Here is a 12,634-nt window from a genome sequence, read left to right on the forward strand (position 1 = left end):
TGGAACGGAAATCACCTTCATTTTGACTAAATATTCACAAAGAGTCCCTTGACTATTTAGTTTTTCAACACTATGAAGAGCATGCTTCTATTATTGAGAAGGCATGCTCTTTTTTTATGAAAAACTGATATTCTTTATTTATTTGTTAGTGCTTTGTGTTACGCTCAAAGGGTGATATGAACTTGATTTCAGAAGTCACAGAAAAATTATGGACAATCAGGTGATGATAAATGACAAAAATACTATTAACAGGATTTGTGCCATTTCTTGATTATAAAATTAATCCAACTCAGCAAATAGTGGAAAATTTAAATGGAGATTGGATAGATGGCTTTGAAATTGAAGGACGTGTGTTGTCTGTAGATTTTCAACAATCTGCTGAGCAATTGAAACAGTATATTGATGAAGTAAAGCCACAAATTATCATGTCTTTAGGATTAGCTGGTGGGCGTTTTAAAATTACGCCAGAGCGAATTGCTATTAATGTAAAGGATGGTGAGGCAGATAATAACGGGTATGCACCAATTGATGAAAGTATTGATGAGAATGGCGCCGATGCCTATTTTACAAATCTCCCCCTTCACGATATGGTGAATCGTTTACAAAAAGAGGGCTTCCCAGCAGAAATCTCAAATACAGCAGGTACCTACTTATGCAATAATATTATGTATGAGGGCTTAGTTTACGCAAAGCAGAACGAAGGGGTTAGAGCTGGATTTATCCATATTCCTGCATCTTTTGAATTAGCAATCCAGCATGGCAAAATACCAGGTTGGAATATCCAGGATTTAACAACATGCATTAAGCTCTGTATAGAGGAGACAGTTCATGCAGCGAATAATTGATTTTCCTCACACGATGTGGATTAGCCAGCACACAATTCGTTTTGCGTTTAAAGAAGAAATATCCCAAGAAAATTTTTATATTGTTCAAGAGTTCAATAGATTTCTGAAAAACAATCTACCGCAAAACCTGATAGAAAGTGTTGCTAGCTATCATACCGTTACTGCTTATGTAAAACAAAAAATTGATATAAGTACCTTACACAAACGATGGCTTTCTATGCAAGTACCCACTAAGGATGCTGAAGTAGGGAGCCGTCAATTACAAATTCCTGTTTGTTATGATGAGGAATTTGCTTTAGATATGGATCGTGTTATGGAATATACAGGTTTATCTTTTGAAGATATTAAAAGAATCCACTTATCAAAGACGTATAGTGTCTATTTAATCGGGTTTTTACCTGGATTTCCTTATTTAGGCGATTTAGACAGAGAATTATGTGTGCCTCGATTACAAAAGCCACGAAACTATGTATCTGCAAGTTCTGTTGGAATTGGGGGTGTACAGACAGGGATTTATCCAATTGATTCACCAGGTGGATGGAATATACTCGGTAAGACGCCGCTAACTTTATTTGAAATTCAAAGGGATAATAATTTTTTATTTTCTCTAGGTGATCAAGTACGATTTCATGAAATAACAAAACAAGAGTTTTTTGAAATACAACGTAAAGGCGTGTAAAAATTGAAGCCACTTCTTCAAATAAAAAAACAAGGTGTATATGGCAGTCTGCAAGATCAAGGAAGATATGGCTATCGTTCATATGGTATTCCTGTATCTGGACCTATGGATAAAGTATCTTTTCAGGTGGCGCAAGATATCTTAAACAACAAAAAACAACAAACTTCATTTGAAATGTTTTTTGGTGGTTTTGAATTCGAAGCATTGGATGATAGTACGTATGTGTTGACTGGGGCAGAGTGTGCGTGTTTATTAAATGGAGCTCCTATCGAGATGTGGAAAACCTTTCAAGTAAAAAAGGGAGATAGCTTGTCCATAAAAAATGTTGATCATGGGTCTATTGTTTATCTCACACCAAAAGGCGGATTTCAAACAGAAACATTGCTGAGCAGTAACTCTCATTTACCATTTGTTGATGTTACTTTAAATGAAAGCCGCATTTTATATGGACAGGAAGCAGGGAAATTACCGTTTACAAGTGGACTATATGCTCCTTTTCGACCCATATTTAAATCCGACATTACTGTAAGAATTTTTAAAGGGCCTCATTTTGATTTATTCACAGAAGAGAGTCAACAACAATTCTTGCAGGCTTCCTTTCAGTTTTCAGGTGGAAATCGAATGGGCTATTATTTAAAAGGTACTGTACTTCAGCTTAAAAAAATAAAAAATATCCTTTCTGAAGCTACCCAGTTTGGAACAATTCAAGTGCCACAAAATGGTGAGCCCATTATCTTAATGGCAGATGCTCAAACAGTAGGTGGTTATCCTATCATTGCTACAATCCATGAGGAGGATTTACATAAAGTTGCCCAAATGCGCATGTTTAATACGATAAAATTTGTACTAATGGAGGAAGATGTATGTCCATAGATATTAATTGTGATATGGGAGAAAGTAACGATGCTTTAAAAGATCAAGCAATTTTAGACTATGTTACGTCCATTAATATCGCTTGCGGCTACCATGCTGGCAATCATACAATTATGCATCAGACCGTACGAAACGCCGTCCACAAAAATATTCATATTGGTGCACATCCAGGATACCCTGATCTCGAGGGCTTTGGTCGACGAGATATGGATTTTCGTGCCGAGGAAATCTACAATATGGTTGTCTATCAAGTAGGAGCTTTGCAAGCATTTGTTTCAGTTGAAAAGGGTTTACTTCATCATGTAAAGCCTCATGGAGCGCTCTATAATCAAAGCGCTAATAATATCGAAAAGGCGACCGCAATCGTCAATGCTGTATATGATTTAAATCCAGCTTTTATTTTATATTGCTTATCTGGAAGTAAAATGGTAGATGTTGCGAAGAATAAGGGCTTACAAGTTTATGAGGAAGTTTTTTCTGATCGCAATTACAATGATGATGGTACATTAGTAAGTAGACGAGAATCGAATGCATTGATTCAAACAGAAGCTGAAATGCTTGAACATGTCAAAGGAATCTTGATGTCGAATGAAGTGATGTCAGTACAGCGAAAGAAAATTAATATTTCTGCACAAACTCTATGTATACACGGAGACGGTCTGCATGCACTAGACTACGCCAAAAAAATCTATGAGTTAAAATGTCATATCAAATAACTAGAAAAGCTGGATGCCCTAAAAACCTATATTTTTAGAGCATCCATTTTTGGATAGTGGCATTAAATAGTCGTTACTAATTCAACAGCTTCGATAATAATTGGAGTACCAGCAGAAATAGTACCTGTAACAGTATTAAACGTTAATTCTGTTGCAGAAACTGTATAAGAATCACCTTCCTGAAGAACACCATTAATATATAAATTATAATATCCATTTGTTACAATCGGAAAAGTAGTTGCCGCATTACCGCTATCATTTAAAAAGGAAGTAGCAGCAATAGTTGTTCCATCTGCAATTGCTAAAGGTACAGCTAAAATATTAAAAAATCTTGTGGAAGTGCCTGAAACATTTACATTGATATTTATAATGGAAAGCGCCAAGTCGTTCACCTCCTTTCAAGTGTGATTAGTTCGTTTGGTTTATAAAACCGAGCGATTCGATGATAATAGGCGTCCCTCTATAGATGGTTGCATTATCAGCTTTTAGGTTTAAGGAGGAAGGAGTTACGGTATAAATCCCACCCTCTTGCATGACACCATTAATATAAAGATTGACGTACCCATTTGGATGAATAATTGTAAATGCAGCTACTTGGTCTCCATTATCATCCCAAAACAAATTAGCGTTTAAAGCAGCTCCATTTATTAAATTAATATCAGCTGTAACAATATAAAAATATCTATTTACAATTGGAATAATCGTTCCACTAGGAATAATGACTGAAGGTGTAATGGAGGACGCAGTAATAGCTTTTATCCGAGGCCATACAAATCGATTTTCACAGCCACATTCACATGTTTGCTTGGTTTTCCAATAATTACTGTTATTCATATTCTAATCACTCCATTTAATTATTGATGCCCCTGCATCTACTATTCAGCTTTGTTTGTACAGTAAAAATGGAAGCATGCTTGTAATCATTTCATTACCTTTAAAATATGAAATTAATTCTAAATGGTTTAGTTAAGCATCCTAATTTAATAGTTTTTTTAGAAATAAGCTTTATATCGTTGGTTAAACATGCCTGTGTTGACGAATATTACGTCTGAAACCTTGATATATATGCTTTTTAAAGTAAATTAGTGTTATACTTTGTTTGTCGAATAAGGTAGAATACTAATTATGAATAATTTATCTTCATTCTGAACAACATTGAATGAAGATATAGCCTATAGCGGATGTCGTGAACTTGGAAAGGCATGATTTACAATTCAAATTTAGACAGCATTGTTTATCTGTAGCGAAAGCGCCAAGGCGAAATTGATTAATAATAAAGGGGATACTAGTTTTATGAATGATTTTGATCAGCAATTGGAGGGGCTGTTAAAGCAAGCAGCGTTACAATACATAATATATCAGCATAATGGCGATACGGAGCGTATGGATAAAACATCACTTTTTGCGCGAAAATTACAGCAAAAAGAGTATGTTATTGGATTTGCAGGGCATTTCTCTGCAGGAAAGTCGAGTATGATTAATGCACTTTCTGGTGAAAATTTACTTGCATCTAGTCCGATTCCGACGAGTGCTAATATAGTAAAGGTCCATAAATCAGAGGAAGATTATGCGATTGTCTATATGCACAATGAAAAGCCTGTTAAATTTGAGGCAGGCTATGATTTTAAAACTGTGAAAGAACTAAGTAAAAATGGGGACCTTGTGTCGCAAATTGAAATCGGGCACAGTGCATCAACATTACCATTTGGTGTCACAGTGATGGATACACCAGGGGTAGACTCCACAGATGATGCACACCGTATGTCTACAGAGTCAGCACTTCACATTGCTGATATCGTATTTTATACAATGGACTACAATCACGTGCAATCTGAATTAAATTTCCAATTTACAAAGCAGTTGATGAAGTACAATCCAAATGTTTATTTAATCGTTAATATGATTGATAAGCATAAGGAAAATGAATTAAGCTTTGAGGAATTTAAAGCGACTGTTCATCAATCATTTTCCGCTTGGGGAGTTGTACCTAAAGGTGTGTTTTTCACTTCCTTAAGAGAGCTTGAGCATCCACATAATGATTTTGAAGCTGTGAAGAAAATTGTGATGGATAGCATGAATGATTGGCAGGATCAGCTTGTACAAACTGCAACCAATACACTGCGTTTATTACAAAGTGAGCATGACACTTATTTAATGGAAGAAAGACAGGATCGTTTAGATATTGATGAAGACGTATTAAGTGCGGATGACTGGGCAAACCATAAGGACATTTTAGAGCAATACAATAAGCTAAACCGTCAAGTGGAGTTGTTTTCTGTAGAGGCATGGAACGAGACATTTGAAGAGCAGCGTAAGGAGCTGCTTGCGAATGCAGCCATTATGCCTGCTGATTTACGAGATAAATTACGACTGTATTTAGAGAGCCAGCAGGAAGGTTTTAAGGTAGGCGGCTTATTTACGGCTAAGAAAAAAACGGAAGAAGAACGTAACCGTCGTAAAGAAGATGCCTATAGTGCCTATCAAAATGTTGCACATGCGCAAATCACAGGTCATTTAAAGGGCTTAATGAAAAAGGTTTTAAAGGATGTCGGAGCATTAAATGAAGAGCGTGCTTCAGCAATCGATACGTATCTATTTGAACTGCCATTTTCACTGATTGAACAGCAGGTACAGGTAGGCGCTTTGTTAACAGGAGATGCCGTATTAAATTTTGCTAATCGTGTAGCGGAGGCAACAAAACGCTACTTTATTCAAGAAACGGATCATTGGAAGGATGCACAAGCAAAATTATTAGAAACAGTAGCGACAGAAACAGCTGCTCCATCTAAATTAAAAATGGCAGGAATGCAGGCAAAGGTAGATGCTATTCAGGCTGTACTTGAAATGGAAGGCTACCAGCAATATAGCGCAAGTGTTATGCATCAGGCGAGCAATGAAATTCGTAAGCAAGCGAATCACCAACTGACAAACTGGGACAACGCATTCAAACAGGATTTAGCAGAAATTCGATTATTTGATGAAACGATGCTGAAGCCGAAAGTGCAAGCTGTACAACAAGAAGAGATGCAACAAGCTGTGAGTGCAACAAGCCTTCCTATTGAAGGTGTTATTAAACGAGCTATGCATACAGCGAACGCCGTTAAAGAGGTTCAAGGCTTTGCGGAAGTAGCGAGTTATATAGAAAATAAGGTAGAGCGTTTGCAAAAGAAAGATTTTACAATCGCATTGTTTGGTGCATTTAGTGCTGGAAAATCATCATTCTCCAATGCCTTAATGGGTGCAAAGGTTTTACCGGTTTCACCAAACCCTACAACAGCAGCCATTAATAAAATACGTCCTGTAACACCAGACCATCCACATGAAACAGCCGATGTACTGTTAAAAAATGCAGATCAAATGCTAGAGGATATAAAAGGCTCCTATGCAGCAATCGGACTTTCTGTTTCTTCATTGGAAGAAGCCTTTAACCGTGCAGATGAAGGAATTGCCGTACAGCTTTCTGATGAGCGTTTAAATGTCCATAAATCATTTATTCGTGCATATAAAGAAGGCTTTCCAACATTTAAAACTGAGCTTGGTAAAATTTTACGTGTTGACCGTGAAGAGTTTGAAAAATTTGTTGCGCAAGAAAACAAATCATGCTTTGTTGACAATATTGACTTCTATTATGATAGTCCACTAACACGCATGGGTGTTACATTAGTTGATACACCAGGAGCAGACTCTATTAATGCACGTCATACAGGTGTTGCATTTGAGTATATTCGTAATGCGGATGCAATCTTGTTTATTACTTATTACAATCATGCCTTTGCAAAAGCAGACCGTGAATTTTTAATTCAGCTTGGCCGTGTGAAGGATGCATTCGAGCTAGATAAGATGTTCTTTATTGTCAATGCCATTGATTTGGCAACAACAGAGGAAGAACAGGAAGATGTAAAGGGCTATGTACGTTCAGAATTACAACGCTTTGGCATACGCTTCCCTCGACTTTACGGTGTATCTAGTTTGTTGGCATTAAAGGAAAAAGTCGAAAGTGCTGATTTAACATCTGGTATGCCACCATTTGAGGAAGCTTTCTATACATTCTTAAATGATGAACTAAGTGCATTAGCGGTGCAGGCACTTGCAGAGGAAGTTGATAAAACGGAGCAACGTTTGGGGGATTTAATTGCGCAAACAGAGGAAAACTTAAAGCGTAAGGATGAACGTTTAGAGGAATTAACAACCCTTGAACAGCATATCAAATCCAAGTTCAATACACTTAATACAAGTATGGCAGAAAGTGAAACGAAGCAAGAGCTGGATGAATTATTATACTATGTTCTACAGCGCGTATACTATCGTTATCCAGAGTTCTTTAAGGAAGGCTATAATCCATCAACATTTGCAGCAATGCCGGCACAGCAAGCATTGGAACATGCTTTGAAGGAAGTATTACAAAGCTTACGATTTGATTTTACACAAGAAATGCGTGTCACGAACTTCCGTTTATCACAATTTATCAGTAAGAAAATGCAATTACGCTTTAAAGATGAAGTACGTGAGTTAAAAGAACTAAATCGCAGCTTCTCGTTTTTAGCCTTTGAAGCTGCTGAGCCAGATTTACTTGATTTTGAGGGACCATTTACTGATAATGCAAAATATTCAAGTGTAAAAACGCACTTCCGTAATGCAAAAGCATTCTTTGAGAAGAATGAAAAGGTAAAATTAAGTGAGGCATTAGAGGCCTTAACAAAGCCAGATGCACAAAATTATTTGGATGCACAGAAGGTATCCTTAATGACATGGGCCATTTCCTATATTGCTGAGGAAGCGGAAAGATTACGTCTGCATATTTACCATCAGGCACTTGAGCAAATTGCTACAGAAAGACTTGTACTGCAAGAGGAAAGTCGTTTAGCTTCTTGGAAAACGATTTACGCGCAATTACAATACGCATGAGGTGATTCGTATGGGAAAAGTATTCAAATCAGTAGAGGAAATTCAATTTGACGGTGTTCGTTTTGTAGATGCCCGCTTTGATTTACAGGACAATGAAGCAGGTAAAAAAGCATTCGATGAGGGGCATGCACCAGGTGCTATTTATCTTCACCTAGAGCAGGATTTATCGGATATGGAGTCGGACAATGGTCGTCATCCAATGCCAAACAAAGAAAAGCTATCAGCAGTTTTTCAAGGAATAGGATTAAGCTATGATGATCAGATTGTTGTTTATGATCAAGGAGCTGCACCGTTTGCAACAAGAGCATGGTGGATGCTAACATATGCTGGTTTTCCAAATGTAGTCATTGCCAATGGTGGTGCACCAGCCCTTGAGGATAAGATAACCTTTACTAAGGATATTATTAAATACCCACCAACTACTATTGAGTTTGAATGGCAGGAAGAGCGCTATGCACCACGTGAAGCAGTAAAAGCGATTGTAGATGGAGAGGTAAAGGCGACATTACTTGATGCTCGTGCAGCAGCTCGTTATCGTGGTGAGGTGGAGCCATTAGATAAAGTAGCGGGACATATACCAACTGCCAAAAACTTTGACTGGGAGCAATTGAAATCAGAAGGTCAATTGCAGGCTAATGACGCCCTACGAGGTAAGGTATCACCTGACGAGCATGTTGTGGTTTATTGTGGCAGTGGCGTGACAGCATCGCCTTTATATGCTGTACTAGCAGATGAAGGCTACGAAAATATTCAATTATATGTTGGTAGCTATAGTGATTGGATTACACAATATGAGGTAGAGAAGGGTACAAATGAATAAATAATGGAAAAGCGCTCACGTTTGTGGGCGTTTTTTTGTGTAAAAGCCTGTTTCATGTTTGAGTTGGGAGCAATCGCTCATGAGGGCGGATGTCACAGATTTTGAAGGAGAGCTTTTCGAGTGAGCTTAAAACAATGTGGACATAATTAACAAATGGCAGGAAGAGGCAAAATACAAAAAATTATGGTCTAATTTAAAAAATTGCTGCATGGTTAACGAATTAAAGGGGATCATTTGATTTTTTTGCCTTTCATAAAGGATAACAATTCGATTTTGTTAAGGTATATACTGCTTATTTCACTAAGGGCTAAAAGGTTCGGGTAGAATACATAAGGCGTAGTTACAAGAAAAGTAATAAGGTTGAGGGTAAAGCCCTAATTTCTATTAAATAACAATGAATATCGTAGAAATAACATAGTGTTTGAAAAATATAAATTTGAAAGCCAAATTCAATCTATGCAGGTCTAATAGATAAAGGGGGGTGAGAGCAAGTGCAGAATATACTTGTGCAACGAGCGAAAAAAGGTGATGTAGAAGCGTTCGCACAGCTATTTTCACAGTTCGAAATAGATTTATATAAAATGGCCTATGTATACGTGGGCAATGAGGTAGATGCACTGGATGTTGTGCAGGAGGTAGCTTACCGTAGTTTCAAATACATACATTCTTTGCAGAGTTCCATGCATATAAAAACTTGGCTGATAAGGATTGCTATTAATTGTGCAACAGATTTGCTAAAAAAACGGGGGCAATTTCTGCCATATGAAATAGAGGAGCTAGAGAAAGGTGAAGAGCCCCATGAGGAGCTTCCTCAAAAATGGGTGATGCAGGATATCATAACAAGGCTTTCAAAAGAAGAAAAAGATGTGATATTACTGCGATTTTACAATGATTATACATTGCCTCAAGTATCGCAGGCCCTGCAGCTAAAATTAGGAACTACAAAAACGATCTTGTATCGTGCATTAAAGAAACTAAAACAAGCGCTGGAACAGGAGGGATAAGAATGAGCGATTATAAAAAGCAGATGGATCACATTGACATTCCTAAATCGTTGCATAAGCGTAGTCTACAAGGAATTGAACAGGCAAGCAAAGAACAGCAAAAAACTCAGCGTTGGCTACCAAAAATAATAACGATTGCAGTGACTCTTGCCGCAGGAGGCTTTATTGCATTAAGCATAAAACAGGGAGGGACAAATAATCATCAGGCAAGTACATTTTTGATTCAAGAACATATTTCTTCCTATGTATATTGGGGAATTGCTATTTTATGCATATCAGTAATATTATTTGTAGCCAGAAGAAAGATTGGCTCAGGATCTGCTAAAGAAAAAACAATTGGCGTTGCAGCAGTATTGATTTTATTATTTGGAAACAGTGCATTGTTTTTGCAACATCAGTTAGTTAACCCTTTAGTCATTCCAACATCAATAGAGGTCAATAAAGATGAACAAAATGGTTTTGAGATACGTTATATAACGAATCGTAATGACCATCGTTATGTAAAATTTTTACAAGCGGATGATGTGTTCCTACCGATAGCTTATTTTACATCAGAGCAAGACAATCTTATCAATGGATTTTATTATCCTTATGATGCCTATCAAGCGTTACGTTATCAATATATTCGTGATGCATATTTTCAAGCCGATGTATCAGTGATTGAGAAAATTCTTGCAAGTAAGGATGTATATCTTATTTTGAGTGATGACGTAAAAATAAAGGCTCCTCTCTCTATAAATATTTATCAAAATGACAATCAGGTACCTCATCAAAGCTTTCGTGCTTCTCAAGGTCAAGATGAGCATATGATTTCCTTTACACTTGAGCAGGATGCTGTATTTGATGACTTTTATGTTCCTTCCTTATTAGAAAAAAAAGTCACCTTAAAAGAATTTTTAGTTAATAATCAGCGATTTACTTCGAAAGATTTTCCGATTTCATTGAAAAAAGGGCAGCGTATTGAACTGATTATTCAGTTTAAAGATTCTCCATTTGATATGAATGCTTCAGTAGGTTTAAGTGGTCCAGATGGTTACTTAACAACAAAAGTATTTTCCAAAGCTTACTTTACTGAAAGAATGGTGAAAAAGGTGCGTGAAATAAATGAATGAGACGAAGGGTCATGTTAAATTTTTACAGTGGTTTGCCATAGCTTTATTTTTACAATTGCTTTATCTCAATATTTTTAAGTATGTCAATATTTTTCAAGATATATTGGTTTATGGAGCCTATTTAAAAAGTCTTTCGTATAGCAAAAAAGTTACGCCTATTAAAAAATACATTGTGATAGCCATAGCTTTGGCATTAGTCAGTAATATTTTTTCCCAGCAGCTATTGTTCTATTGGAGCACTGTTATCATAGCAGGAATAGATTTACTGATTATTATGGAGTTTGGCAAAATATTAGTTTCTTTAGAACAGCGTTATAATGCTCATGGTCCTACTGCTCGAGTGTTAAAAAAATATATCATAATTGTATTTGCTGTTATTGTGAGTTGGACAATGTTAAGCAATTTGCCAAGGGACTGGCAGATAGGATTGTTGATGCTAGGGGCATTCCTTCTATTTGCAGTGAATATCCGTTTATTCTTCCATGTTTTATCTTTACGAAAGCATGTAAAGAAACAATCCTTTGTAGTTACGTATTTGTAAAAATGACTGACCATTCATTTTGTGTTACACTCTTTTTACAGAGAGCAAAGGGGGAAAATGGATGTTTAAACGAGAGAAAAGTATAGAAATTCAACAGAATCAGGATGTGCAATGTGCGCATGGTAAAGTAGCAGTACAGGGCATTGGCATGAGTGTTTATAGTTTTTTTGTGGATGGTTTACTTATTGATGCGGGCTCGTACTCACTAACACAAGAGTTTCAATCTTTTTTTTCAGAGATACCGATTGAGCAATTGGCATTGACACATTCTCATGAGGATCATGCAGGAAATGCTGCGTGGGTTCAGCAGCATAAGAAGGCCCCTATTTTTGTTCATCGTGATTCTGTGCAAATTTGTGCCGAGGATGGAGAGTATCCACTTTATCGTCATGCCTTATGGGGAGAGCGACCTGCGTTTGTGGCTCAACCACTAGGTGAATCCTTACAATCAAGATCAGCAACATGGGATGTCATTGAAACACCTGGACATACAACCGATCATGTATCGTTTTATAATCGAGAAACCGGCGCCATGTTCACAGGTGATTTATTTATACAGACAAAAACCAAGGTGGTCCTTGATGAAGAAAATATTGTACATACCTTGGCATCTTTAAAGAAGCTATTAAACTATGATTTCGATGCAGTATATTGCTGTCATGCTGGCTATATTGCAGATGGTCGATCAAAAATTCTAGATAAAATTGCTTATTTAGAGGATATGGAGGGTACTGTTAAGCAGCTATTTCATAAAGGTTATACAGTTAAAGAAATCACTAAAACAATCTTCCCTCGCGAATATCCGATTACAAAAGTATCAGGGGAGCAATGGTCCTCTCAACATATCATCGCCGCTTTTATACATCAGTTTAAGCAAGAGTCCTTTAGATGAGGGCTCTTTTTTTGTTTGATTCTTCAGAGAACCAGATGTTCTAAAATTGAGTAGGTTTAAGAGAGAACCGCTCAGGTGGCGCCAAAAAGAGCTCGGGTCCAAGAAAGAATCGTTCAGGTGACGCCAAAAGTGCTCGGGTACAAGAGAGAATCGCTCAGGTGACGCCAAAAAGCGCTCGGGTCCAAGAAAGAATCGCTCAGGTGACGCCAAAAGTGCTCGGTTCCAAGAAAGAATCGCTCAGGTGACG

At 37.1% G+C, this 12,634-nt stretch carries 12 protein-coding genes; 10 read left to right on the forward strand and 2 right to left on the reverse strand.

The window, feature by feature from the left end; translation table 11 throughout:
• Positions 1 to 230 precede the first annotated feature (230 nt).
• The 4 genes from AC1RNS_RS13120 to AC1RNS_RS13135 are packed head-to-tail and all read left to right on the forward strand — an operon-like array spanning position 231 to position 3,113.
• Positions 231 to 845 (forward strand): pyroglutamyl-peptidase I, encoded by a 615-nt coding sequence (locus AC1RNS_RS13120; RefSeq protein WP_492993231.1) that lies wholly within the window; start codon positions 231 to 233, stop codon positions 843 to 845.
• Entirely contained in the window at positions 829 to 1,524 is a 696-nt protein-coding gene (gene pxpB / locus AC1RNS_RS13125; protein WP_492993233.1) for a 5-oxoprolinase subunit PxpB, read from the forward strand. Before AC1RNS_RS13120 ends, pxpB begins: the two co-directional genes overlap by 17 nt.
• 3 nt (positions 1,525 to 1,527) lie before the next feature.
• Positions 1,528 to 2,397 (forward strand): 5-oxoprolinase subunit C family protein, encoded by an 870-nt coding sequence (locus AC1RNS_RS13130; RefSeq protein ID WP_492993234.1) that lies wholly within the window; start codon positions 1,528 to 1,530, stop codon positions 2,395 to 2,397.
• A complete protein-coding gene (locus AC1RNS_RS13135; protein ID WP_492993236.1) occupies positions 2,388 to 3,113 on the forward strand; it encodes a 5-oxoprolinase subunit PxpA in 726 nt (241 codons plus the stop codon). Before AC1RNS_RS13130 ends, AC1RNS_RS13135 begins: the two co-directional genes overlap by 10 nt.
• A 62-nt stretch (positions 3,114 to 3,175) precedes the next feature.
• Here the strand turns inward: AC1RNS_RS13135 and AC1RNS_RS13140 are convergent, their stop codons facing one another.
• On the reverse strand, positions 3,176 to 3,496 hold the full coding sequence (locus AC1RNS_RS13140; protein ID WP_492993237.1) for a DUF4183 domain-containing protein: 321 nt from the start codon (positions 3,494 to 3,496) through the stop codon (positions 3,176 to 3,178).
• Between the two features lie 25 nt (positions 3,497 to 3,521).
• Positions 3,522 to 3,947 (reverse strand): DUF4183 domain-containing protein, encoded by a 426-nt coding sequence (locus AC1RNS_RS13145; RefSeq protein ID WP_492993239.1) that lies wholly within the window; start codon positions 3,945 to 3,947, stop codon positions 3,522 to 3,524.
• Between the two features lie 459 nt (positions 3,948 to 4,406).
• Between AC1RNS_RS13145 and AC1RNS_RS13150 the strand changes: the two genes are divergently transcribed.
• The 6 genes from AC1RNS_RS13150 (at position 4,407) to AC1RNS_RS13175 (ending at position 12,387) form a co-directional block, all read left to right on the forward strand.
• Positions 4,407 to 8,018 (forward strand): dynamin family protein, encoded by a 3,612-nt coding sequence (locus AC1RNS_RS13150; RefSeq protein WP_492993240.1) that lies wholly within the window; start codon positions 4,407 to 4,409, stop codon positions 8,016 to 8,018.
• A 10-nt stretch (positions 8,019 to 8,028) separates the two neighbouring features.
• Entirely contained in the window at positions 8,029 to 8,838 is an 810-nt protein-coding gene (locus tag AC1RNS_RS13155; RefSeq protein WP_492993242.1) for a sulfurtransferase, read from the forward strand.
• Between the two features lie 491 nt (positions 8,839 to 9,329).
• Complete coding sequence (locus AC1RNS_RS13160) at positions 9,330 to 9,842, forward strand: sigma-70 family RNA polymerase sigma factor (protein WP_492993243.1); 513 nt, start codon at positions 9,330 to 9,332, stop codon at positions 9,840 to 9,842.
• Positions 9,843 to 9,844: 2 nt separating this feature from the next.
• Positions 9,845 to 10,954 (forward strand): hypothetical protein, encoded by a 1,110-nt coding sequence (locus AC1RNS_RS13165; protein WP_492993245.1) that lies wholly within the window; start codon positions 9,845 to 9,847, stop codon positions 10,952 to 10,954.
• A complete protein-coding gene (locus tag AC1RNS_RS13170; protein WP_492993246.1) occupies positions 10,947 to 11,495 on the forward strand; it encodes a hypothetical protein in 549 nt (182 codons plus the stop codon). The genes AC1RNS_RS13165 and AC1RNS_RS13170 overlap by 8 nt, the downstream gene beginning before the upstream one ends.
• A gap of 61 nt (positions 11,496 to 11,556) precedes the next feature.
• Complete coding sequence (locus AC1RNS_RS13175) at positions 11,557 to 12,387, forward strand: MBL fold metallo-hydrolase (RefSeq protein ID WP_492993248.1); 831 nt, start codon at positions 11,557 to 11,559, stop codon at positions 12,385 to 12,387.
• Positions 12,388 to 12,634 lie beyond the last annotated feature (247 nt).

Source organism: Lysinibacillus sp. GW821-FHT14F06 (assembly GCF_058803665.1).